The following is a 24,521-nucleotide window of genomic DNA, read 5'->3' as shown; positions in this document are numbered from 1 at the left end:
CGCGCGCTCAAGCGCCGGACAGCATCTCCCCAACCCGGCGGGCGAAGACATCGGAGGCAAAGGGTTTGGTGATGACCTGCATGCCACGCTCCAGATGACCGTGGTTGAGAACGGCGTTTTCCGCATAGCCGGTGATGAAGAGAACGTTGAGCTCCGGCCGCTGCACGCGCACGGCATCGGCCAGCTGCCGGCCGTTCATGCCGTTCGGCAGGCCGACATCGGTGATCAGCAGATCGATATCGGGCCGGGCCGTCAGGACACGCAGCGCCGAGGGGCCGTCATCGGCCTCGAGCACCGAATGGCCGAGTTCCTCGAGAATTTCGACCGCCACCATCCGCACGAGCGGTTCGTCGTCCACGACCAGGATCGTGCTCTGCCCGGCAGCAGGGGCCGGCCGCTCGAGCTCTGTCACGAGGTCCGCTTCGACGCCATCTCCCAGATGGCGCGGCAGGTAGATGCAGATCATCGTGCCCTTGCCGACCTCCGAATAGATCCGCGCGGCGCCGCCGGATTGGCCGGCAAAGCCATAGACCATGGACAGGCCGAGCCCGGTTCCCTGGCCGATCGGCTTGGTGGTGAAGAAGGGGTCGAAGGCGCGTTCCACCACATCCGGCGGCATGCCGGTGCCGGTATCGCTGACGCAGAGCGAGAGATATTGGCCGGGCGGCACGCCCCGCTCCTTGGCGGCGCGCTCGTCCAGCCAGCGGTTTCCGGTTTCGATCGTCAGCCGACCGCCGTCCGGCATGGCGTCGCGCGCATTGATGCAGAGGTTGAGCAGCGCGTTTTCCAGCTGCCCGACATCGACAAACGCCGTCCAAAGCCCGCCGGCGGCAACCGTTTCGATCGCGATCCCGGGGCCGACGCTGCGGCTGATCAGATCATGCATGTCGGCGACGACGCGGTTGATGTCGGAGGGCTTGGGATCGAGCGTCTGGCGACGAGAAAAGGCGAGCAGGCGCTGGGTCAACCCGGCGGCCCGCTTCACGGCCGACTGGGCGCCGGTCAGGTAGCGATCGATATCGCTCAGCCGTCCCTGCGCAAGCCGGGTCTTCATGAGGTCGAGACTGCCGGAAATGCTGGCGAGGATATTGTTGAAATCATGCGCCAAGCCGCCCGTCAGCTGGCCGACGGCCTCCATTTTCTGGGACTGGCGCAATGCTTCCTCGGCTTGGAGCAGCGCAGCCGTGCGCTCCTCCACCCGGTGTTCCAGCGTGTCGGTCAGGGTGCGCAGCGCGGCGATCGCCCGGTCGCGCTCGGCCTCCAACGAGCGGCGGCCCTCGATGTCGAGCAGGACGCCGGGGAAGCTCAGCGCCGTCCCGTCCGGGGAAAGATCGACCCGGCCGTTCGCTTCCAGCCAGTAATATTTCCCATCTGCCCGGCGCGTGCGGTACTGGTGCGCATAGGGGCCGCCGCGGGCCAGCGCCGCATTGATCGCTTCGGCAAGTCCGGCCTGATCGTCGGGGTGAACGGTCGCCACCACCTGCTCCAGGCTGAGCCCGGAGCGGCCGAGCGCGGGATCGAAGCCGAAGGCGGCGGCAAAGCCTTCGTCGACCGTGAACCGATTGGCTGGCACATCCCAGGACCAGGTGCCGATGATGGCGCCGGCCGCCATGGCAAGCTGGACCCGCTGCACGTTCTCCCGTGCCAGCGCCTCGCTCTTGCGCAGCGCATCTTCCGCCTGCCTGCGCGCGGTGATGTCCCGGAAGAGAACCGACACCTGACGCAGGCTTGGCGGCTCCACCCGGCTCGCCGAAACCTCGATAAGGCGGCCGATCGCTGCAAATTCCTGCTCGAAGCGCACCGTCTTGCCACTCCGCAACACGCCCCCGTAGAGATCCAGCCAGACATCGGCATTGTCGGGCTCGATCTCCCGCAGCCGCTTGCCGACCACATCGGGAATGCCGGTCTGGCGCTCGTAGCCGGAATTGCTTTCGATGTGCAGATAGTCGCTCAAAGGTCCATGCGGCCCGTCGATGAACTCGATGATGCAGAACCCGTCGTCGATCGCCTCGAACAGGGCGCGCCGCGCCGGATCTTCCTTCGGCGTCGGTCCTTCCCCGCCGTTCAAACCTGCCAGCCTGGCGCTCAGCTGCCGATATTCGTGTTCGAGCTGCTCGCGCGTGAGCGTGGCGGGGTCGTTGCTCAAGATCGGACCTTTCTTCGGTTCCCGTCTGTTTAACATAACGCCAGATCGGCAAAAGTCCGCAGCCCTGTGCAGCCGGGAAGAAAGTGAGAAATCTCTTACCGAGCCCATTCCTTGCTGCAGAAGTCCTCCTGCCGACCCTCTTTTCCGGTTGGGCGACATCCGCTGGGCGAGTGTGAGGGCAGGCCTATATCAGCCTGCATGCACCTGTTCCCGCAGCGCCGAAAGGATGCCCAGTCATGAAGCTCTTTGGTAAGACCGAAACGCTGTCCGTTGCCGATCTCATCACGGCAACCCTTGCCGATGCCGGCATTCGGCGGATCTGGGGCGTGACGGGCGACAGCCTGAACGCGATCAACGATTCGCTGCGTCGCCAGGGCACGATCGACTGGATGCATGTGCGCAACGAGGAGGCTGGCGCCTTTGCCGCCGGGGCAGAGGCAGCGGCGAGCGGCGGGCTCGCCGTTTGCGCGGGAAGCTGCGGGCCAGGCCATCTGCATCTGATCAACGGCCTGTTCGATTGCCAGCGCAATCATGTGCCGGTTCTGGCAATCGCCGCCCATATTCCATCAAGCGAGATCGGCCTCTCCTATTTTCAGGAAACCCACCCGACCGAACTCTTCCGCGAATGCAGCCACTTTTGCGAGATGGTGCAGACCCCGGCGCAGCTGCCGGAGCTTTTGCACCGGGCGATCCGCACCGCGCTCGGCAAGCGCGGCGTCGCCGTGCTTGTCCTGCCGGGCGATATTTCGCTTGCAGAGGCACCAAAGGGGGCCGAGGGACGCATGCCCGCTTTGGCCGAGCCACGGCTGGTGCCCGACGAACAGGCGGTTCGCACGCTTGCCGACACGCTCAATGGCGCGAAGCGGGTAACCCTTCTCTGCGGCTCGGGCGTGGCGGGCGCTCATCGGGAGGTGGTGGCCCTGGCCGACCGGCTGGCAGCGCCGATCGTGCATGCCTTTCGCGGCAAGGAACATATCGAGTTCGACAACCCCTTCGATGTCGGCATGACCGGGCTGATCGGCTTTTCCTCCGGCTACCATGCGCTGATGGAGTGCGAGACGCTTCTGATGCTCGGGACGGATTTTCCCTATCGCAACTTTTATCCGGACCAGGCCACCGTCGTGCAGGTCGACCGTGATCCCGCCGCGCTCGGCCGGCGCGTGGCGCTTCATCAGGGCATCGTCGGCGATGTCCGCGAAACGCTGCGGGTCCTGCAGCCGCTGCTGGCCGATGGCCGGGACCGCCGCTTTCTCGACAAGGCGGTCGAGCATTATCGCGAGGCGCGCGCCGATCTCGATGCCCTTGCCACGGCGCGGGAGGGCGACGCCCCGCTCCATCCGCAATATGTGGCGCGGGTGGTGGACAGGCTGGCCGCTCCCGATGCGATCTTCACCGCCGATGTCGGGACCCCCTGCGTCTGGGCGGCGCGCTATCTGTCGATGAACGGCCGCCGTCGCTTGATCGGCTCCTTCAACCACGGCTCCATGGCCAATGCCATGCCGCAGGCGCTGGGTGCGCAGGCGGCCCATCCCGCTCGCCAGGTCGTCTCGCTCTCCGGCGATGGCGGGCTGACCATGCTGATGGGCGAACTGCTGACCGCCGTCCAGCTGGACCTGCCGATCAAGATCGTCGTCTTCAACAACAGCTCGCTCGGTTTCGTGCAGATGGAGCAGAAAGCGGCCGGCTATCTCGATACGAATGTCGCGCTGAAGAACCCGGATTTCGGCGCCGTCGCCCGCGAAATCGGTCTCTTCGGCCGCCGTGTCACCCGCTCGGACCAGCTGGAGGCGACACTTGCCGAAGCCTTCGCCTATCCGGGGCCGGCCCTTGTGGACGTGGTCACCGATACGATGGAGCTTGCCCTGCCGCCGAAGATCAAGGCGCAGCAGATGGCCGGCTTCTCGCTCTACGCCTCGCGCGCGATCATGAGCGGGCGCGGCGACGAGCTGATCGAGCTCGCCAAGACCAATCTCTTCCGCTGACATTTCCGCTGCCGCCGAAGGCGGAAAGCTGCGGCTTTCCGCTCGCGGCTCTGCGGCCGACAGGCTATACCCGATGCCGCCCGGCGCTGCGCCGGCCACAGACAGGGAGGTCCTCTTGCTCAAAAACATCAATCCGGCGCTTAATGCCGACGTGCTGCACGCGCTGCGCTCCATGGGCCATGGCGACACGCTCGTCATTTCCGACACCAATTTTCCGACCGACAGCGTCGCGCGCCAGACGGTGATCGGCCGGCCGCTCTCGATCGCCAATGTCTCGGCGACTGAGGCCGTCGCCGCCATTCTTTCGGTCCTGCCGCTCGACACGCCGCTGCAGAATTCCGCCGGCCGCATGGAAGTGATGGGCGCTCCCGACGAGATCACCGATGTGCAGCGCGAAGTGCAGGCCGAAATCGACCGTGTCGAGGGCAAGCCCTGCCCGATGTACGGCATCGAGCGCTTCGCTTTCTACGATCTGGCCAAGAAGGCCTATTGCGTCATCACGACGGGCGAGACGCGTTTCTACGGCTGCTTCCTGTTCACCAAGGGCGTGATTCCGCCGGGTTCGGCGGCGTAATTCCGCACTTCCGCGGGTATCGACTGCTCCCGGCGCGCTTTGTCAGAAACTCACCGAAACATAATTCAGAGCAGAGCGTTCTCAATCCGCAACTCTGGGAAGATGAGGCATCGCGGCCCACGACCGCAAGTCATGCGGCCAAACGACGTCTTGTCAAACCAGTGTTGCGGACCATTTCTGCTCTCGTTCTCGCTGTCCACTGCGGCGGCATCACGGTTTTTTCTTCATCCGCTCTGCCGGTGGGTCCGGGCGGTTCTTGCTGCTCCGCTCGGAGGTCTGATAGACGTGTCTTACGCTGTGGCCAGGCCTGCCCCTGTTCGCTCGATTGTTGTTTCGGAATCGTATTTCCCCCGCCTTCGCTGAGATAAGCACTGTATGGACGAGCAAGGAAATTGGCACCTGACTGATATGCTGCATGCGGAGCAGGGTCGCGGCGATCCCTTCGCAGCGGCAGTGCGGGCCACGCGCATGCCAATGGTCATCACCGATCCGGGCCAGCCGGACAATCCCATCGTCTTCGTCAACGAAGCCTTCCAGACGCTGACCGGCTACAGCCGCGAGGAATGCATCGGCCGCAACTGCCGCTTTCTGCAGGGGCCGGGAAGCGATCCCGTATCCGTCGCCAAGGTGCGCCATGCGGTGGACAACGGCGAGGATGTTGCCGTCGACCTCCTGAACTACAAGAAGGATGGAACACCCTTCTGGAACGCGCTCTATCTGAGCCCGGTGCGCGGCGGCAACGGTAATGTCCAGTTCTTCTTCGCCTCGCAGCTCGATGTCAGCGAGCGGGTGGCCGCGCATCAGAGCATGATGGACCAGAAGGAGCTGGTGGACCACGAGGTTCGGGTCCGCACCGCCGACCTGGAGGCCTCGCTGGAAGCGCAGTCCATGCTGCTCCACGAGGTCGACCACAGGGTCAAGAACAATCTTTCGGTCATTGGCTCGCTGCTGCGCATGCAGATCCGTGAAGCAAACGATCCAGGCGTGCGGGCCGCGCTGCGCGCCACCATGGAGCGGGTCGATGCCATGGCCGCCATCCACCGCCGCCTCTACCAGGCGGAAGACGTGCGCTATTTCGAGCTGTCCTCCTTCGTCCTGAACCTCATCCAGGATGCGCTCAGCAGCAGCGCCTTCAAGAATGCGACGCTGCATTCCGATGTCAGCTTCACGCGCCTGCCCTCCGGCCAGGCAACCTCCGTCGGTCTTTTGATCAACGAGGTGCTGCTGCATCTCTTCAACAGCTACACACCTGTCGAATCCGTGCATCTGTCCTGCTCCTCGAATGCGCAGCGCATTCGCATTTCGATCGCCAACCGGCTGTCCAGCAAGACGCCCCAGAACGAAATCTCCCCGATCAGCACGAAGCTGATTTCGCGGTTGAGCGCGCAGCTCAACGCCAAGGTGCTGTGGGACCATTCTCTGGATGGCATGACGGCCACGATCGAAATTCCAGTGAGCAGAGACTGATGAAAAGGCCAAAGCCGCCGTTGAGCGTCGTCATCGTCGAGGATGAGCCGCTGATCGCCATGGATCTGGAATCCATGGTTGAGGATGCCGGGCACCGGGTGGTCGGCGAGGCAGCCTCTCTCTACGATGCCGAGGCATGGGATGTGTCCTTGCAGCCGAATGTCGCTTTCGTCGATATTCAGCTGGCCCGCAAGACCAGCGGGCTCGACGTGTCGCAGATGATCCAGGCCCGCTGGCCGGACACCATCATCGTCTTCGTCACCGCCAATCCCAAGATCATTCCGCCGGATTTCGCCGGCGCGCACGGGGTCATTTCGAAGCCGATCACGCGCAGCGGTTTTCTGGCGGCCATGCAGTATCTGCAGGAGGGGGTTTGCGATCCGCCGCCCACCGTGTCCCTGCCGAACAGCTTCATGGCCTCGCCCGCCTTTGCGGCGAGCTGGCAGAATTAAGACCCGACCGGGAACCGGTGTGCTCATCGATCCGGCGCCATCAGCCGCCGAAAGGCGGCCTCCGGCTGGCCGTAGGCATCATGCGCGAAGCGTTCCATGGCCGGCCGGTCGCGGATCAGCACGCTGCCGCGGCTGGCGCGGATCAGCCCATCTCCTTCCAGGATGTGCAAGGCGGTCGTTACGCTCGATCGGCGGACCGCGAGCATGATCGACAGGAAATCATGGGTCAGCCGAATATCGCCGCCGCCCAGCCGGTCGTGACACATCAGCAGCCAGCGGGCGAGGCGGATATTCACATCGTGGATGGCATTCGAGGCGGCGGTGTAGGCAAGCTGGATCATGAAGACCTCGACCGCACGCAGCGCGACCGAAAGCAGCATCGGCTGCTGCTCCAGATGTGCTCGAAAGCGCTCGAAGGGCATGGCATAGGCGTCTGCGTCGACCTGAATGGTCATTTCATGCTGGCTTTCGCGAATGCCGGCGATGACGGACGTTGGGATAAACCCTTCCTTGCCGAAAAGCCCCGCCTCCGCCCGGTTGCCGGAAGGCGTTCGCACAATGACGGAGCCGATGCCGGTCGTCAGGAAATAGACATGATCGATCGGCTCGTCCGTCCGGGCGATCACCGTGCCGCGCGTCAGCTGGACAGGCGCGAGATCGGCCGCAAGGCTGTCGAAAGTGGCCGTCGGCAGCAAGTCGAGAAGCCTGTTGTCCCTGGCCGACCTGTGCGGCGCCGTCATCGCATATTCCTCATCCTGTGCCGACATGGCGGTGCGCCGGAAAGCGGAGCGTGGTGGCTGGCGAACCATGAAGAGGGGTGAAGGTTCCCCGATGCCGGTGCGATGCTGCGCAGGGATGGAATTGATGCGAAGGTGGCATTTTCGATTTGGCGGCAATCGGTTAAATCAGGAGCGGACAAGAGGAGAACCCGATGCATCAATCCCTGGCGGAGGTCGAACGGCGGCGTGCGGAGGCGCGGCTTGGCGGTGGGGAGGCCCGGATCGCGGCGCAGCATGCCAAGGGCAAGCTGACTGCCCGCGAGCGGCTCGAGGTTCTGCTCGATGAAGGCTCCTTCGAGGAATACGGGCTCTATGTCACACACCGCGCGACCGAATTCGGGATGGCGGCGCAGAAGGTGGCGGGCGATGGCGTCGTGACCGGATGGGGAACGATCCATGGCCGACAGGTCTATGTCTTCTCCCAGGACTTTACGGTTCTCGGCGGGTCGCTCTCCGAAACCCATGCCGAAAAGATCTGCCGGATCATGGATATGGCCGTGCGCAACGGCGTGCCGCTCATCGGTCTCAACGACAGCGGTGGGGCGCGCATCCAGGAGGGCGTCGCCTCGCTCGCCGGCTATGCCGAGGTGTTCCGCCGCAATGCCGAGGCCTCCGGCGTCATCCCGCAGATTTCGGTGATCATGGGCCCCTGCGCAGGCGGCGCGGTCTATTCGCCGGCCATGACCGATTTCATCTTCATGGTGCGCGACACCTCCTACATGTTCGTCACCGGGCCGGATGTGGTGAAGGCAGTGACGAACGAGATCGTCACGGCGGAAGAGCTCGGCGGCGCCGGCACGCATACGCGCCGCTCTTCCGTTGCCGATGCGGCCTATGAGAACGATGTCGAGACGCTGGAGCAGGTGCGGGCCTTCTTCGATTTCCTGCCGCTCAACAACCGGCAGCCGCCTCCCATCCGGCCGAGCCACGACGACCCCGACCGGGTGGAATTGCGGCTCGACACGCTGATCCCCGATGCCTCCACCAAACCTTACGACATGAAGGAGCTGATCCTGGCGCTTGCCGACGAGGGCGACTTCTTCGAATTGCAGGCGGACTTTGCGAAGAACATCGTCATCGGCTTCCTGCGTATCGAAGGGGAAACGGTCGGCGTGGTGGCCAACCAGCCATTGGTGCTCGCCGGCTGTCTCGATATCGACAGCGCGCGCAAGGCGGCGCGCTTCGTCCGGTTCTGCGATGCCTTCTCGATCCCGCTGCTGACGCTGGTCGATGTGCCGGGCTTCCTGCCCGGCACGGCGCAGGAATATGGCGGCGTCATCAAGCACGGCGCGAAGCTGCTTTTTGCCTATAGTCAGGCGACTGTGCCTATGGTGACGCTGATCACCCGCAAGGCCTATGGCGGCGCCTATGACGTAATGGCCTCCAAACATATCGGCGCCGACATCAACTATGCCTGGCCGACGGCCGAGATTGCGGTCATGGGTGCCAAGGGCGCGGCCGAGATTCTCTACCGCTCCGAGCTTTCGGACCCGGACAAGATCGCCGCCCGTACCCGCGACTATGAGGAGCGCTTCGCCAACCCCTTCGTTGCCGCCGAGCGCGGCTTCATCGACGAGGTGATCCTGCCCCATTCCTCCCGCCGCCGCATCGCCCGCGCCTTCGCTTCGCTCAAGGGCAAGCGCAAGGAGCAGCTCTGGCGCAAACACGATACGATCCCCTTGTGATGAGGAGAAAGTATGCCAAAGGTCTTCGAATGGCGGGGCTGGCGCTTCGAATTCTACAGTCTCGATCGCGACGAGCCGCCCCATGTGCATATTCGCAAGGACCGAAAAGAAACGAAAATCTGGCTCAACAGCTTGAACGTGGCGCGCAACAAGCGTTGCACGGAAAAAGAGCTGAGCGATCTTCTGCGCATCGTGGGCGAAAATCAGCAGGATTTTCTGGAGAAGTGGCATGAGCACTTTGGAAATTGACGACGATCTGCTCGAACCAATCGGCGCTCACTGCACTGATAGCTCCGTGGTGGTGGAACTGGCCGATGGGCTGACGCTGGTCACGCCGCTCTGGTGGTATCCGCCTCTCTTGGCTGCAACGCCAGAGGAGCGCAATTCGATAGAACTGTCCCCCTATGGCCTCCACTGGCCCCTGATTGACGAGGATCTGAGTGTGGAAGGCATGTTGAAGGGCAAGAAATATCCAGGCGCAAAGCCGCCTGCAGGCGCAGCGTCGCCGCAGCCAGGCTTGGCAGGTCCGGCGGCCCTGCCTGCGGCCAGCGAGTCCCGCCGATGATCTCCAAAATCCTGATCGCCAATCGGGGCGAGATTGCCTGTCGGGTGATGCGGACGGCCAAGCGGATGGGGATCGCCACGGTGGCGGTCCATTCCGAGGCGGATGCGGGGGCCCTGCATGTGCGCATGGCGGACGAGGCGGTGGCGATCGGGGCGGCGGCCTCCAGCCAGTCCTATCTGAACGCAGAACGGATCATCGACGCCGTGCGCCAGACCGGGGCCGATGCCGTGCATCCGGGTTATGGCTTCCTGTCGGAAAATGCCGATTTCGCCGAGGCGCTGGAGGCTGCGGGCATCACCTTCATCGGCCCGCCCGCTTCGGCCATCCGCGCCATGGGCGACAAGATCACGTCGAAGAAGCTCGCGGCAGAAGCCGGGGTTTCGACCGTTCCCGGCCACATGGGGCTGATCGAGGACGCCGAAGAGGCGGTGGCGATCGCGCGGTCGATCGGCTATCCGGTGATGATCAAGGCCTCGGCCGGCGGCGGCGGCAAGGGCATGCGTATCGCCTTCAGCGACGAGGAGGCCCGCGCGGGCTTCCAGTCCTCGCGCAACGAGGCAAAAACCGCGTTCGGCGACGACCGGATCTTCATCGAGAAGTTCGTCACGGATCCCCGCCATATCGAAATCCAGGTGCTGGGCGATCGTCACGGGACCGTGCTGCACCTTGGCGAACGGGAATGCTCGATCCAGCGCCGGAACCAGAAGGTGATCGAAGAGGCGCCTTCGCCCTTTCTCACCGAGGAAACGCGGGAAGCCATGGGCGCACAGGCCGTGGCGCTTGCGCAGGCCGTCGGCTATGCCTCGGCCGGCACGGTGGAGTTCATCGTCGATGGCGCCCGCAATTTCTATTTCCTCGAGATGAACACCCGTTTGCAGGTGGAGCATCCGGTGACGGAACTGGTGACGGGGATCGACCTCGTCGAGCAGATGATCCGCGTGGCGAGAGGAGAAAAGCTCGCCTTTTCCCAGGCGGATGTGCGGCTCACCGGCTCGGCGATCGAAAGCCGGCTCTATGCCGAGGATCCTCTGCGCAACTTCCTGCCCTCGATCGGCCGTCTCACGCGCTATCGCCCGCCGCTGGAAGGCCCGCGGGCGGACGGCACGCTGCTGCGCAACGATACCGGCGTTTTCGAAGGCGGCGAGATCTCCATCCATTATGATCCGATGATCGCCAAGCTTTGCAGCTATGGCCCGGACCGGCATTCGGCGATCGAGGCCATGGGAGACGCGCTGGATGCTTTCGAGATGGAGGGCGTCGGCCACAACCTCGCTTTCCTGTCCGCCGTCATGCGCAGCCCGCGCTTTCGCGAAGGACGGCTGACCACAGGCTTTATCGCCGAGGAGTTTCCCGAAGGCTTCGCGCTGGGAGAACCGGACGGCGACGAGGCCCTGCGCCTTGCCGCCGTCGCGCTCATTGCCGAGGACGCGCTGCAGCGCCGCGCCGGCCAGATCTCCGGCCTGCTGCGCCATCCGCGCCGCGCGCCCGGGCCGGACTGGGTGGTTTCGCTCGCCGGACAGGAGTTTGCGCTCCACCTGTCGCCTTCTCCCGAAGGGGGTGTCGTCAAGACGGAGGAGGGACGCAGCCTCACGGTTTCCTCCTCCTTCATGCCTGGCCAGACCTTGTCGCGCTTCGTCATCGATGGGGTGGGCATGAGCGTCAAGATCGACCGGGCAGGCAGCGGTCTCAGGCTGCGCTGGCAGGGCATGGATGTGCGCGCCCATGTCCGCAGCCCCCGCGTCGCCGCGCTGGCGAAGTTGATGCCGGTCAAGCTGCCGCCGGACACCTCGAAATCGCTGCTCTGCCCCATGCCGGGCGTCATCACCTCGCTCGCCGTTCGCGAAGGCGATGTCGTGGAGGCAGGTCAGGTCCTAGCCACGGTGGAGGCCATGAAAATGGAGAACGTGCTGCGCGCCGAGCGCCGCGGCACGGTCCAGCGCATTGCCGTTTCGCCCGGCGCCAGCCTGGCTGTCGATGAGCTCATCATGGAGTTTGCCTGATGGCGGAGGAGAAGCCGAAGCGCGACGACTGGGCGCGCCTTGCGGAAAAGGAAGCGCGCCGGCCGGTGGATACGCTCACCTGGCAGACGCCGGAAGGGATATCCGTCAAGCCGCTCTACACGGAAGAGGATCTGGTCGGGCTCTCCCATCTCGGATCGCTTCCAGGCTTTGCGCCGTTCACACGCGGTCCTCGCGCCACCATGTATGCCGGCCGTCCCTGGACGATCCGCCAATATGCCGGCTTTTCCACCGCCGAAGCGTCGAACGCCTTCTACAAGCGCAATCTCGCGGCCGGCCAGAAAGGCCTGTCGGTCGCCTTCGATCTCGCTACCCACCGCGGCTATGACAGCGACCATCCGCGCGTCGTCGGCGATGTCGGCAAGGCGGGTGTGGCGATCGACAGCGTCGAGGATATGAAGATCCTGTTCGACGGCATCCCGCTCGGTGAGATGTCGGTATCCATGACCATGAACGGCGCGGTCATCCCCATTCTCGCGAGCTTCATCGTGGCAGGGGAAGAGCAGGGCGTGCCCCGCGCCGCGCTCTCGGGCACCATTCAGAACGACATTCTGAAGGAGTTCATGGTCCGCAACACCTATATCTACCCACCGGACCCCTCGATGCGGATCGTGGCGGATATCATCGCCTATACCGCGCGAGAAATGCCGAAGTTCAACTCCATCTCCATATCCGGCTATCATATGCAGGAGGCGGGCGCGACGCTGGTGCAGGAGCTCGCCTTCACCCTGGCCGATGGCCGGGATTACGTGCGCGCGGCGCTGGCCCGCGGGCTCGATGTCGACGACTTCGCCGGCCGGCTTTCCTTCTTCTTCGCCATCGGCATGAACTTCTTCATGGAGGCGGCCAAGCTCAGAGCGGCGCGGTTTCTCTGGGCGCGGATCATGGCCGAGTTCCAGCCGAAGAACCCGGCATCCTCCATGCTGCGCACCCATTGCCAGACCTCCGGCGTCTCGCTCGCCGAGCAGGATCCCTACAACAACGTCATCCGCACCGCCTATGAGGCGCTTTCCGCCGTGCTCGGCGGCACGCAGTCGCTGCACACCAACGCGCTGGACGAGGCGATCGCGCTCCCGAGCGAATTTTCGGCCCGTATCGCCCGCAACACCCAGCTGATCCTCCAGCACGAGACCGGCGTGACCAGGGTCGTCGACCCGCTCGCGGGCTCCTACTATGTGGAAAGCCTGACGGCGGCACTCGCCGAGGAAGCCTGGACGCTGATCGAGGAGGTGGAGGCGCTTGGCGGCATGACCAAGGCGGTGGCAAGCGGCATGCCGAAGCGCCTTATCGAGGAAGCCGCCACGCGCCGCCAGGCGGCCATCGACCGCGGCGAAGAGGTGATCGTCGGCGTCAATCGCTACCGGCTGGACAGCGAAGCGCCGATCGACACGCTCGACATCGACAATGCCGCGGTGCGCGAGGCGCAGATCCGGCGGCTTTCGGAAACGCGACGGCGACGCGACCCGGCAGCCGTCGACAGCGCCCTCACGGCGCTGGAGGCCGTGGCACGGAGCGGCGAGGGTAATCTTCTCGCCGCCGCGGTGGAGGCGGCGCGGGCACGCGCCACCGTCGGCGAAATGTCGGACGCCTTACGCCGGGTCTTCGGCGACCATTCGGCCCAGCCGGAGGTGGTGCGCGATATCTACGGCGCGGCCTATGAGGACGATCCGGAGTTTTCGACGCTGCAGCAGCGCCTGTCCGAAGTGTCCGATGCGCTCTCCGCGCGGCCGCGCATCCTCATCGCCAAGCTCGGGCAGGATGGGCATGATCGCGGCGCGAAGATCATCGCATCCGCCTTCGGCGATATCGGGTTCGAGGTGCTGGCCGGGCCGTTGTTCCAGACGCCGGAGGAGGCGGCGGCGCTGGCGGTGGACAACAAGGTCCATGTGGTGGGCCTCTCCTCGCTCGCCGCCGGCCATCGCACGCTTGCCCCGCAGCTCGTCGAGGCGCTGAAGGCCAAGGGCGCCGCAGAGATCATCGTCGTCGTCGGCGGGGTCATCCCCCGGCAGGATTACGATTTCCTAATCGAGACCGGCGTGTCCGCCGTCTTCGGTCCCGGCACGCCCGTGCTGGAAGCGGCGCGCGCGGTGATCGACCTCCTGCAGGGCCGCCTGCGCAACCGCTAGGAGCCCGCCATGTTCGGCCGCCTGAACCATGTCGCCATCGCCGTTCCCGATCTCGAGGCGGCCATGGCCCACTACCAGAGCCTCGGCGGCACGATCTCGGCCGTCCAGGCGCTGCCGGAGCATGGCGTCACCGTTGCCTTTGCCGAGCTGCCGAACAGCAAGATCGAGCTGCTGCATCCCCTTGGTGGGGAGAGCCCGATCGCGGCCTTTCTCGCCCGCAATCCGGCCGGTGGCATCCATCATCTCTGCTTCGAGGTGGACGATCTGGACGCCACGCGCGCGCGACTGCTGGAGACCGGGCATCGGCTGCTGGGGGATGGCACCCCCCGCATCGGGGCGCACGGCAAACCGGTGCTCTTCGTCCATCCGAAGGATCTGTTCGGGACACTCATGGAATTCGAGGAGGCCTGACACGCTGTGTCAGATCCGCACCATGCCCGCAGATGTGGGAAGAATGCCACAGCCGCGCGGCGATCGGTCACGCTCGGCATATGTGCGTTGTGACTCACATTTGACAGGCAATCGCGCTCTTGTCACATCTCACGCTTCCTCAGGGGGTGAGGGGGACAATCCATGCGACATGCGCGTTTTCTGCTCGCCGGCCTGGCGTTCGGGCTGGCCGTCGTTCCGGCGGCCGCGGAGGTCTTTCCGCGGGTGGGAGAGGCGCGCGGCTCGGTCATTTCCCACCGATCGGGCGAAGAAGTCCGCTTTATCGATGATGCCAGCGATTGGCGGGGCGTCGAGGTTTCCCAAGGGCTCTTGACCGGCGACACGCTGCGCACCAACAGCGCCGGCCATCTCGCCATCCTCTTCTCCGACAACACGCAGATGCGCATGGGCCGCAATACCGAGCTCGTCGTCCGCGCTGCGAACGGGGCCGACAGCCAGCTGGAATTGAAGTCCGGCGCCATCTGGGCCCGCGCCCTGCGCGGCGGCAGCGGACTGACCATCGCCACCCCCGCCGCCGCCACCTCGATCCGCGGCACCGACTGGTCGCTCCGCGTCGGCGCGAAGGGTGAGACGACGCTCTCCGTGCTGGAGGGCGTGGTGGAGCTTGCCAATGCCCAAGGATCCGTCACCGTCCGGCAGGGTGAAGGCGCCGTGGCGGCCATCGGCCAGGCGCCGCGCAAGTATACGCTGGTCGATCTGGAAGAGCGCGAGCAGCTGCTGCTCTATAGCGAGCTGCGCGGCGTGTTTTCGAGCCTGCCCGTCTCACCCCTTCCGCCGCAGGCGCTGCGCGCCGAGCGGAACCGCATTCTTGCGATCCCCACCGAGGCGCGCCGGGCCGAGGACTGGCTGACGCTGGCCGAGGCCGCGCTTTCGATCGACGGACGTGCGGCAGCCCGCGCGGCGCTTGCCAACCTGCCCGCTCGGCTGCCACCGCCCGAGCGCGCCCGGGCGAAGCTGGTGGAGGCCATGATTGCCGGGCAGGACCTTCGTTATGGCGAGGCCGCGCGGCTGTTTGGCGAAGCTAAGCGCGCGCTTCCCGCCGCGCGGCGATCCGCTGCCGCCTATGGCCGCTATTTCGCCCTTTCGCTTGCCGAGCCCGATCGGGCAGCCAAGGCGCCGCGCCATGCACCACGCAATGTCGCCGCCGTTCTGGCAGAGGCGGCCCTGAGGTCGCATGCGGATGGCGCTGCGGCGGCGATCGCTGTCATCGAAGCGGCGGAGCCCCGCTTCCCCGGCGATGTGCGCCTGCCGGTCGCGCTCGCCAATTACGCCTTCGAGCTCGATCGGCGCGATGCGGTGCGTGCGGCGCTTGCCCGCGCCCGGGCGCTCGATCCCGCCGATCCGGACCTGCTGCTGATCAGCGCCCGCTTCCGCGCCACCACGGCCGGCGATCTCGATGGCGCGAGGGCAGAGCTCGTCGAGGCGGTGCGCCAGGCGCCGGGCGCCGATGCGGCCTGGAACGAGCTCGCCATCGTCGAGCAGGATCGCAACGCGCCGGTGGAAGCCGATGCCGCTTACCGGATGGCGATCGCGCTCAATCCGGAAAATCCGGCGCTGCATGCCAATTATGCCCGCTTCCTCATCGACAACCACCAGATGGCCGCTGCTGCGGCGGAGATCGCCAAGGGCGAGGCGATCGACGCGGGTTCCTATGCCGTGCTGGCCGCCAAGGGTCGCTATCTGCTCCGGCTCGGCCGCACGAGTGAGGGGGAGCAGGCGCTGCTGCAGGCCTCCGCCATCGATCCGACCTATGGCGACGCGCTGGTCGGCCTGGCGATTGCCGCCTATCAGCAGGAAAGCGGCGAAGAGGCGAGCCAGGCGCTCGACAATGCCGACCGGTTCGACCGCGAGAACCCGTCCGTTCCGCTGATCCGCTCGGCCATCGCGCTCGACCGGGACGAGGCGGATCAGGCGATCGCGCTGGCGCGCGAGGCCGTGCGCCGGCGTCAGGCCCGGCTCGGCACTTATACCGGCTATGATGCCAACCGGCAGGTCTTCTCCTGGCTCGGCGTCACGCTCTCCAATCTCGGGCTCAACGAATGGGGGCAATTCCAGGCCGACCGGTCGATCGATCCCTTTGTCGGCACGAGTTATATTGACGAGGCGGCCAAGGGCCGCGTCTCTCCCTTCGTCGGCACCGATCCGCTCTCGCCGCCCGAGGAGCGGAGCGTCCCCGGAGCCACCAGCACCTCCTCGCAGTTGCAAGGCCTGCTGCTCGATCCCATGGCAGCGGCCGGCGAGACCCGGCGTTCGGCACTGGAGGGGCGCTCCTTCTTCGAAACCACGCTTGGCGGCGGGCTGATCTTCGAGGGCGACAAGCCAGGCTGGCGCACCGACCTGACTCTGGAAGGCACCCGCTATGAGGGCCTGCCGCTCAGCTATCATGTCGGGCTAGAGATCGCCCGGCCCCAGGGCGAGCGGCTGAACGACCGCAACGACGTGACCGGCGCCAATCTGATGCTGGGCCTGCGACCGAGCCTCGAGGATTCGCTGGTGCTTTTTGCCAATACCGGCACCTTCGACAGCGGCTTTCCGGGCGAAACGTCGGCCCCGAAGCTGAATGACGAAAGCCGCTCGCGGTCCTCCGGCGCGGGCGTTGCCTGGAGCCATGTCCTCGGCGAACGCAATGTCGTCCAGGCCTTTGCGGTCTATGGCCAGGTCGATACGGATGATCGCTACGAGGTGTCGCTGGCCGATCCCGCCGGGATCGCGCCTTTCGACCCGCAGCGTTTCACCCCGCTTGCCTTCGACCCCGCAGGCCTGCGTGGCCTGAGCAGCTATTTCGCCGATAATGACGGTCGCGACCAGAGCGTGACGGCCGGCCTCGGCCATCTCTACGGCCTTGGCCCCGTCACCCTGCATTATGGCATCGAGGGCAGCCTTTACCGCTCCGTCCTCGATCAACTGGCGGTCAGCCCCATCGACGGCACCATTCTCGACAGCGCGTCCTACAGCGCCAGGGGTAGCGCGCTGCGGCTTTATGGCGATGCTCTGTGGACGGTCAACGACCAGCTCTCTTTTGAGGCCGGGCTGCATGCGGTGGAGATCGAGGATCAGGACGATTGCGGCTGCCTCGACCCGCGCATCGGCATCGCCTGGGCGCCGGCCACAAACCACTGGCTGCGCGCCTCTTATCGCGAGGATACGAAGTCGGTCTCCAACTACACGCTGTCACCGATTTCCACGCTCGGGCTCTCGCCGCTCGAATCACCGCTCTATCTGGGGGGCTCGACCAAGACGACCGGACTGCGCTGGGATGCGGAATGGTCCGACCGGTTCTTCACCAGCGTCGACGCGCAGCATCAGGAGATCGAAGGTCTGGCAATCGGCATTCCCGCCCTGCTCGAGACCTTCGACGCCTATGCCGGCACGATCGACCGGGTAACCGCAAGCGCAAACTATTGGGTGGGCAATGGCATCGGTGCCTTCGCTTCCTTCACGCGCACGGTCAGCGAGGATGCAGCGGGCGATTACGGGCTGCCGCTTATTCCCGAGCATGTGGCGCAGGCAGGCTTCACGCTCGTGCATCCCTCCCGCCTGCGGTTGACCGTCGCCCAGACCTTCATCGGCCCGCGCGTCGGCGCGCAGAATGGCGTGGAGATCGACAGCTACCGGACGACCGATGCGTCTGTTCGCTGGACGAGCGAAAGCGGCCATCTGGAAGCCGGCCTGCAGCTTCTCAATGCGTTTGATGAGCGGTTCGAGCGCGCGCTCGACGTGCCCGGTCCGGGCCGAACGGTGATCGCCACCTTGCGCAGCCGGTTCTAGAGGATAGCCGTTAAACCCGATCGTCTCACGGGCTGCATCTTCCTGTTTGCCGCAGCCCGGACGCAAAAACCCGTGGAGGCAGAGTGGCACCGGCCGCGGCCTCGTATGTCAACCGAGCATCGAGGCGGCAGCGGCCGCAGCGCGGGCGGGCAGGGGATCGGGAAAGCCGAGCGGTGCCTGATGGATCGGGCACCGGCCGGTGGTCGCCTCTGCTGACGGCTCCAACGCGTCTTTCGCCGCACCGTAGCACCCGCCGGCAAGATCGATCAGCAGCGCACGGTTGAGGATGCGCACATTGCCGCGGGTCGAGCGAATGGCGTGCAGCCCTTCGAGCACATGCAGCTGGTCGGTGATCTCGGCGCGGCGCACGCCGAGCGACTGTGCCAGCGCGTCATGCGTCACTGGCAGATTGTTGCTCTCGATCCGATCCTGGCAGAGCAGCAGCCAGCGCGCCAGACGCTGCTTCATGGAATATTTCGCCGCCGAAAGCGCCGCTTCGGCCAGCTCCATGTCGCAGCGATGAAGATAGCGATGGAAGACCGCGCGAGCTTTCGGACATTCGAGGCTGTCGATGACTGTGCTGGTTGGCGCTTGCAATCCGAAACCGTCGATCTGGACGATGACGGCATGCGCGGACCTCGTGAGACCGAGCAAGGCCGAGTGCCCGATCATGCCGTCGCGGCCGATGGTGCGCACCTCCAGCTGCACGCCATCTCTGCCTTCGACCACGAGCGAGACGAGGCCGCTCTCGATGAAACAGACCGTGTCCAAGGAGTCCCCAGGCTTTGTGATGCACTGGCGGGACGTGAGCTCGACTGTGTTGAGGTGTGGCATGAGTGCGTGCAGGGCCGGGCTCGGCAGGCCCTGCAGCAGATGATTTCTCGCTTCTTGTCGGAACTGTCGCATGTCCGCACTTTCTGCTCGAAAGAAAGGCGAACCCGAAAACAGGGACATAAGTTCAGAAATTTTTCTTTTCGTCCGCTTTTGACAATCTTTACGCGAGAAGAGTCAGATGATCACCTCTCGATCGTTGAAAGCGGTACGATGGCGGGCTGTTACCGCTCCGGCGGCAGCCAGATTCGGCGTCCGTCCCGCGTGACATAGCGTCCTCCGCGGTCAGGCCGGCTTATTTCGGCCCGGCGCTCCACGCGACGATCGCGGTCATAGACGGCCGCGCGCTGCTCGCGCCGACGGTCATACCGCGGGGCGCGATCATAGCGGTCGTAGCGGTCATAGCGGTCGTAACGATCATACCGATTGCGATCGTAGACGATCACGCGGTTGTAGTTGTTACGATAGACCGGGCGGTCGTAATAGCCGTCGTAATATCCGGTGCTGGTATAGCTGTAGCCTTCGCTGACACAGCCGGTCAGGGCCAGGCAGGCAAGCGTGATGCCGGTGACCACGCCTATCGCTTTTTTCATCATGGGTCCACTCCCTTGCCGCGCCCAACGCAGACGGCATTCAAGAAATTGGTCATGGAGAAAGAAAGTCAACGGCTCCTAACGCAACGGTGACTGTGTCGGTTAAGCAGGCATTGACCGCGCACGATCACGGTCGGCCAGGAGCATGCAGATGGCGCCCGGCAGCTTCAGCGCCTCTGCCGCTTCGACCCGCTCCGGCGTGTAGTAGCCGGCCTCGTGCAGGCAGTTGATCGTGCCGATCACCAAACCATCCACCACGATCGGCACATTGATGACCGATTGGCAGCCGAGCGAGTCGATCAGCGCATAATCCGGAAAAACCTCGGCGATTGCCTCGATCGTATTGGCGACGAAGGTCTTCTGCTGGCGCAGCGTAATGTCGGACCAGTAGGTCTCGTTGTAGGGCTTGGTGCCGGAGACGGGGTAGTCCTCGGGATGGCTGGAATAGACGCGCTCGGCAAGCCGGGTCACCGTGTCGCTGGTCATGATCGTGAAGAGCTTCACGCCGACCAACTGCCGCGTCAGAGCCTCGAGCGCTGCAAAGGCAGCCTGCGGCTGGCCTTGGGCGGCAAGGCCGGAAAGAAACGCGGCGGTCGGGTCTGTCATCGTCATTGTCTCTGCTTTCGAATGTGCGCACATCAACGCTGCACGGATCGCGAGTGTGATCACGTTGCGCGGCGCAGGGCAAGCAGTGAAAGGCAAGATCGGCTTTGCGCTTGGAGGCGCATCGCCGCTCCAGCAAATTGAGCTCAGGGCGGTTGCCGCCCGGTCTCGCATGGCTAGATAGAACACCATCCTTCAGCCTAGCAGTCGAGGAGGCGCCGCGCCGTGCCGTCGCAATCCCCACCCGGTTCGATCCCGCGCTCTTCGCCCCTCGCGCCCTTTCGCCACGACACCTTCCGGCTGATCTGGCTGGCAAGCCTTGCGTCCAATTTCGGCGGGCTGATCCAATCGGTCGGCGCAGCCTGGATGATGACGTCGATCTCCTCCTCGGTGAACATGGTCGCGCTGGTGCAGGCCTCGACCTCGCTGCCGATCATGCTGTTCTCGCTGCTGTCCGGCGCTCTCGCCGACAGTTTCGACCGCCGCCGCATCATGCTGACGGCGCAGATCTTCATGCTGGTCGTCTCGGCGCTCTTGACCCTGTGTGCCTGGTCTGGGCTCATCACGCCCTGGCTGCTCCTGCTCTTTACCTTCCTGATCGGCTGCGGCACGGCGCTCAACAACCCGGCCTGGCAGGCCTCGGTCGGCGACATGGTCCCGCGGGAGGATCTGCCTGGCGCGGTGGCGCTCAATTCCATGGGCTTCAACATTACCCGCAGCGTCGGGCCGGCGATCGGCGGCGTCATCGTGGCTGCAGCCGGCGCGGCCGCAGCCTTCGCGGTCAACACGGTCAGTTACCTTGCGATCCTCTTCGCCCTGTTCCGCTGGAAGCGGGCGCCGGCGTTGAACGCGCTTCCGCGCGAACCTCTGGGCCGGGCCGTGGGCGCGGGGCTTCGCTATGTCGCCATGTCGCCGAATATTCTCAAGGTCCTGGTGCGCGGCTTCCTTTTCGGCCTCTCGGCCAGCGCCATCCTGGCGCTGCTGCCGCTGGTGGCGCGCGATCTGGTGGCCGGCGGGCCGCTCACCTTCGGCGTGCTGCTCGGCTGTTTCGGCATCGGCGCGATCGGCGGCGCGCTTCTGAGCCAGCGCCTGCGGGAGGTCCTGCTGGGCGAGATCGTGGTGCGCATCGCCTTTCTGGGCTTTTCCCTGTCCGCCATCATCGCTGCCGTCAGCCGCTCGGAGATCCTTACCGGGCTTGCCATGTTGCTGGCCGGCGGCGGCTGGGTGCTGGCGCTCTCGCTCTTCAACACCACAGTGCAGCTGTCCACCCCGCGCTGGGTCGTGGCACGCGCCCTGTCGCTGTATCAGACCACCACATTCGGCGGCATCGCCCTCGGTTCCTGGCTTTGGGGCAGCGCGGCGGAGACCTATGGCGCACCGACCGCGCTGTTGCTCTCCGCCCTGGTGATGCTGGCGGGCGCCGCAGTCGGCTTTCGCTACCAGCTGCCGGAGTTCAAATCGCTCAATCTCGATCCGCTCGGCAGTTTCCAGGAACCGGCACTGGAACTCGACCTCAAGCCACGCAGCGGGCCGATCGTGGTGATGATCGATTACGAGATCGACCCCGGCGATGTGGAGGCGTTTCTCGACGCGATGACGGAGCGGCGCCGGGTGCGCATCCGGGACGGGGCTGGACAGTGGACGCTGATGCGCGACCTCGAAAAGCCCCGGATCTGGACCGAGACCTACCATGTTCCGACCTGGGTCGAGTATGTGCGCCACAACCAGCGCCGGACGAAGGACGATGCGGCCGTGCATGATCGGCTGCGGGCGCTGCATCGCGGCGAGGGCCCGCCCTCGGTGCACCGTCTGATCGAACGCCAGACTATCCTGCCGCATGAATATGAGCAGTACAAACGGCAGGTGGACCTGCCGCACTGACTGCGCTCTGGACCCCGCTCAGCCGCCGGAAAGCCGGCTCTTCAGCGTCTGATCCGGGAAGCAGGTAGCGGGCAGGCCGTTCTTCGCCTGCCACTCGCCGATCGAGCGGCGGGTCTTGTAGCCCGCCAGCCCGTCGGCCTTGCCGATATCGTAGCCTTGCGCCTCCAGGCGCTTCTGCATGGTCAGCACGTCCGAGCGCAGCATCTTGCCGACATCGCCCCAGGTGCCGCGAAACGCGCCGCTGCCCGCGCCGATCCGGTCGGCGAGATTGCCGATGAACAGCGCATAGAGGTCGGAATTGTTGTATTCCTTGATCACGTAGAAATTCTGCGTGACGAGGAATTCCGGCCCGTTCCGCCCGGCCGGCACCAGCATCATGCCTTCGCCCTTCGGCAGTGGCTTGCCCGAGACACGGGCAATGCCGGACGCGGCCCATTGGCCGAGCGATTTCGCGCGGTCCGGGCCCTCCTGCGCGCAGGACACCTTGGCGGGGATTGTCACCTCATAGCCCCAGTCACGCCCGGGCTGCCAGCCTTTGAGCGAGAGATAGTGGGCGATGGATCCAAGCACGTCCGGCACCGAGGACCAGATGTCGCGCTTGCCGTCACCATCGAAATCCACGGCATATTGCAGGAAGCTCGAGGGAAGGAACTGCGGCTGGCCCATGGCACCCGCCCAGGAGCCGCGCATGTCGGCCTCCCGAACATCGCCCGATTCGAGAATATGCAGAGCGGCAATCAGTTCGCGCCGGAACAGCTCGCCACGGGTGGACATGAAGGCCTTGGTGGCGAGCACATCCATGATCGGATGCGGGATCTTGGCCTTGCCGAAGCCCGATTCCCGACCCCAGATCGCGAGCACGATCGGGCCCGGCACGCCATAGGTCTTCTCGATGCGCTTCAGCACTGCCGCATGGGTCTTTGCCAGCGCCCGGCCGGTGGTCGCCAGGCCCTGCATCCGCTGTTCGGAAAAATAGGCGCCCGGAGAGGCGAACTCCGCCTGGCTCTGCTTCTGCGGTCCGCCGGGCTTGCTGCCGGGAGGGGCAAGATCCGGCAGGTCCCAGTTGAGCGTGACATCGGCGAAGGCGGCATCGAAGGCGCTTTTGGAAATGCCGGCCTTCGCAGCTTCCGGCCAGAGGTCCGTCTGCAGCCAGCGGCGAAATTGCGCTTCCGTTTCCGCCTTGGTCGCAGCCGTGGCCGGCATGGGCAGAGCGAGAAAAACGGTTGCAACAGCGGCCGCAAGGGCGCGGCGGATGGGAGAGGAGATGCGCATGGGTTCAGATCGCCGTTCTGGCGCGCAGCGCCGCGGTCAGGGTGCCGTCATCGAGATAATCGAGCTCGCCGCCCACGGGCACGCCATGGGCAAGCCTGGTAATGCGGACATCCAGCCCTTCGAGCTGGTCGGTGATATAATGGGCGGTGGTCTGGCCTTCGACGGTGGCGTTGACGGCGATGATCAGCTCGCGCACCTCGCCCTTAGTCACCCGATCCACCAGCGTTCGGATGTTGAGATCGTCGGGGCCGATGCCGTCGAGCGGCGAAAGCGTGCCGCCGAGCACATGATAGGCGCTGTTCATGGCGCCGGTCCGCTCCAGCGCCCAGAGATCGGCGACATCCTCGACGACGATGATCACCGAATGATCGCGCTGCGCATCGGTGCAGACGCTGCAGGGGTCGCTGGTGTCGACATTGCCGCAGGTGGAGCAGATCCGCACCTTGCGATGCGCCTCGCCCATCGCATCGGCCAGGGGGCCAAGCAGCTGGTCCTTCTTCTTGACCAGGTGCAGCGCCGCCCGGCGCGCCGAGCGCGGCCCGAGCCCGGGCACCTTCGCCAGGAGCTGGATGAGTTTTTCGATTTCGGGGCCGGTGACTCGCTTTGCCATGGCGTCCTTCTAGCCCATAAAGGCTGTGAGAAAAACGCCTTTGCGACAGCGCAGGCTTCCCTCGGCACGAAGGAGAATTCCATGTCGACGATCCAAGCGGTCTGTCTCGGCCACCCGATCCGTCTCGGCGAGCGCGCCCAGCGCACCGGCATCGACAAGCGCCCGGTCGAAGGCCCCGTGGTGCTGTCCGCCGAGGGGCTCGCCGGCGACTCGGTGTGCAATCGCAAGGTTCATGGCGGACCGGATCAGGCAGTCTACGGGTTCGGCTCGGTGGATCTCGATGCCTGGTCGCTCGCCCTGGGCAAGAGCGTGCCGCCCGGGCTTCTCGGAGAAAACCTGGTGATCTCCGGCATCGACAGCCGCGACGTCGCGGTCGGCGACCGGTTCGAGACGGACACGGTGATGCTGGAGGTGACGGCCACCCGCATGCCATGCTCCACGCTGTCGCTGCGCATGGGCGATCCCCATTTCGCGCGGCGGTTCCTGGAGCTCGGCCAGCCCGGCTTCTACTGCCGGGTTCTCCGGCCGGGGGCGATCCAGGCGGGAGATTCTGTCCGTTTCACGCGCTTCGAAGGCGAACGGGTGCTGATGGGGGAGATGCTGACCGCCAAGGTCAAGGCGCTGAGCCCGGAGGCGGTGCAGCGCTGGCGGTCGACGCCGCTCAGCGCTCGCGTCGCCGCCGATCTCGATCGCGCCCATCCGCGCGCGTGACACGCCTC

The 24,521-nt window shown here is 65.3% G+C and carries 20 protein-coding genes; 13 read left to right on the top strand and 7 right to left on the bottom strand.

Annotated elements, in window-relative coordinates:
* Positions 1 to 7: 7 nt before the first annotated feature.
* On the bottom strand, positions 8 to 2,149 hold the full coding sequence (locus tag U8330_RS18750; RefSeq protein ID WP_416236940.1) for a response regulator: 2,142 nt from the start codon (positions 2,147 to 2,149) through the stop codon (positions 8 to 10).
* Between the two features lie 233 nt (positions 2,150 to 2,382).
* Here U8330_RS18750 and poxB point away from each other — a divergent pair, with 233 nt between their 5' ends.
* The 4 genes from poxB (at position 2,383) to U8330_RS18730 (ending at position 6,621) form a co-directional block, all read left to right on the top strand.
* On the top strand, positions 2,383 to 4,128 hold the full coding sequence (gene poxB / locus U8330_RS18745) for a ubiquinone-dependent pyruvate dehydrogenase (protein ID WP_323106754.1): 1,746 nt from the start codon (positions 2,383 to 2,385) through the stop codon (positions 4,126 to 4,128).
* A gap of 115 nt (positions 4,129 to 4,243) precedes the next feature.
* Entirely contained in the window at positions 4,244 to 4,702 is a 459-nt protein-coding gene (locus U8330_RS18740; RefSeq protein WP_323106753.1) for an RbsD/FucU family protein, read from the top strand.
* A 375-nt stretch (positions 4,703 to 5,077) separates the two neighbouring features.
* On the top strand, positions 5,078 to 6,169 hold the full coding sequence (locus U8330_RS18735) for a histidine kinase dimerization/phosphoacceptor domain -containing protein (RefSeq protein ID WP_323106752.1): 1,092 nt from the start codon (positions 5,078 to 5,080) through the stop codon (positions 6,167 to 6,169).
* A complete protein-coding gene (locus U8330_RS18730; RefSeq protein WP_323106751.1) occupies positions 6,169 to 6,621 on the top strand; it encodes a response regulator in 453 nt (150 codons plus the stop codon). Before U8330_RS18735 ends, U8330_RS18730 begins: the two co-directional genes overlap by 1 nt.
* Before the next feature lie 23 nt (positions 6,622 to 6,644).
* On the opposite strand, the gene U8330_RS18725 is transcribed toward U8330_RS18730, so the two are convergent.
* Entirely contained in the window at positions 6,645 to 7,361 is a 717-nt protein-coding gene (locus tag U8330_RS18725) for a Crp/Fnr family transcriptional regulator (protein ID WP_323107364.1), read from the bottom strand.
* 191 nt (positions 7,362 to 7,552) lie between these two features.
* Here U8330_RS18725 and U8330_RS18720 point away from each other — a divergent pair, with 191 nt between their 5' ends.
* From U8330_RS18720 to U8330_RS18680, 7 genes are all read left to right on the top strand, one after another.
* Entirely contained in the window at positions 7,553 to 9,085 is a 1,533-nt protein-coding gene (locus U8330_RS18720; RefSeq protein ID WP_323106750.1) for an acyl-CoA carboxylase subunit beta, read from the top strand.
* Positions 9,086 to 9,097: 12 nt separating this feature from the next.
* Complete coding sequence (locus tag U8330_RS18715; protein ID WP_323106749.1) at positions 9,098 to 9,334, top strand: DUF4160 domain-containing protein; 237 nt, start codon at positions 9,098 to 9,100, stop codon at positions 9,332 to 9,334.
* Entirely contained in the window at positions 9,315 to 9,650 is a 336-nt protein-coding gene (locus U8330_RS18710; RefSeq protein WP_323106748.1) for a DUF2442 domain-containing protein, read from the top strand. The genes U8330_RS18715 and U8330_RS18710 overlap by 20 nt, the downstream gene beginning before the upstream one ends.
* Positions 9,647 to 11,650: an acetyl-CoA carboxylase biotin carboxylase subunit gene (locus tag U8330_RS18705; RefSeq protein ID WP_416236882.1), complete on the top strand. Its 2,004-nt coding sequence runs from the start codon at positions 9,647 to 9,649 to the stop codon at positions 11,648 to 11,650. The genes U8330_RS18710 and U8330_RS18705 overlap by 4 nt, the downstream gene beginning before the upstream one ends.
* Entirely contained in the window at positions 11,650 to 13,794 is a 2,145-nt protein-coding gene (gene scpA, locus U8330_RS18690; RefSeq protein ID WP_323106747.1) for a methylmalonyl-CoA mutase, read from the top strand. Before U8330_RS18705 ends, scpA begins: the two co-directional genes overlap by 1 nt.
* A gap of 9 nt (positions 13,795 to 13,803) precedes the next feature.
* A complete protein-coding gene (gene mce / locus U8330_RS18685; RefSeq protein ID WP_323106746.1) occupies positions 13,804 to 14,205 on the top strand; it encodes a methylmalonyl-CoA epimerase in 402 nt (133 codons plus the stop codon).
* A gap of 162 nt (positions 14,206 to 14,367) precedes the next feature.
* Positions 14,368 to 18,012, top strand: coding sequence for a FecR domain-containing protein (locus U8330_RS18680; protein ID WP_323106745.1), 3,645 nt, complete (start codon positions 14,368 to 14,370; stop codon positions 18,010 to 18,012).
* Positions 18,013 to 18,120: 108 nt separating this feature from the next.
* Here the strand turns inward: U8330_RS18680 and U8330_RS18675 are convergent, their stop codons facing one another.
* The 3 genes from U8330_RS18675 to U8330_RS18665 form a co-directional block, all read right to left on the bottom strand.
* Positions 18,121 to 18,846, bottom strand: a complete 726-nt coding sequence (locus U8330_RS18675) for a Crp/Fnr family transcriptional regulator (RefSeq protein ID WP_323106744.1) — start codon at positions 18,844 to 18,846, stop codon at positions 18,121 to 18,123.
* 221 nt (positions 18,847 to 19,067) lie between these two features.
* A complete protein-coding gene (locus U8330_RS18670) occupies positions 19,068 to 19,439 on the bottom strand; it encodes a hypothetical protein (RefSeq protein ID WP_323106743.1) in 372 nt (123 codons plus the stop codon).
* A 99-nt stretch (positions 19,440 to 19,538) separates the two neighbouring features.
* Positions 19,539 to 20,042: a GAF domain-containing protein gene (locus U8330_RS18665; protein ID WP_323106742.1), complete on the bottom strand. Its 504-nt coding sequence runs from the start codon at positions 20,040 to 20,042 to the stop codon at positions 19,539 to 19,541.
* Between the two features lie 222 nt (positions 20,043 to 20,264).
* Here U8330_RS18665 and U8330_RS18660 point away from each other — a divergent pair, with 222 nt between their 5' ends.
* On the top strand, positions 20,265 to 21,920 hold the full coding sequence (locus U8330_RS18660) for an MFS transporter (RefSeq protein ID WP_323106741.1): 1,656 nt from the start codon (positions 20,265 to 20,267) through the stop codon (positions 21,918 to 21,920).
* An 18-nt stretch (positions 21,921 to 21,938) separates the two neighbouring features.
* Here U8330_RS18660 and U8330_RS18655 read toward each other — a convergent pair whose 3' ends face one another.
* Together U8330_RS18655 and recR are read right to left on the bottom strand one after the other, a co-directional pair.
* Complete coding sequence (locus U8330_RS18655; RefSeq protein WP_323107362.1) at positions 21,939 to 23,123, bottom strand: lytic murein transglycosylase; 1,185 nt, start codon at positions 23,121 to 23,123, stop codon at positions 21,939 to 21,941.
* 73 nt (positions 23,124 to 23,196) lie between these two features.
* On the bottom strand, positions 23,197 to 23,802 hold the full coding sequence (recR, locus tag U8330_RS18650) for a recombination mediator RecR (RefSeq protein WP_323106740.1): 606 nt from the start codon (positions 23,800 to 23,802) through the stop codon (positions 23,197 to 23,199).
* Positions 23,803 to 23,883: 81 nt separating this feature from the next.
* On the opposite strand from recR, the gene U8330_RS18645 reads away from it, so the two are divergent.
* Positions 23,884 to 24,513 (top strand): MOSC domain-containing protein, encoded by a 630-nt coding sequence (locus tag U8330_RS18645; RefSeq protein ID WP_323106739.1) that lies wholly within the window; start codon positions 23,884 to 23,886, stop codon positions 24,511 to 24,513.
* Positions 24,514 to 24,521: the final 8 nt, after the last annotated feature.

The organism is Rhizobium sp. CC-YZS058, assembly GCF_034720595.1.
In the GTDB taxonomy this organism is placed as follows: Bacteria; Pseudomonadota; Alphaproteobacteria; order Rhizobiales; family Rhizobiaceae; genus Ferranicluibacter.
The sequence above is the reverse complement of the archived record's forward strand: the minus strand, read 5'-3'. Positions and strand labels throughout refer to the sequence as shown.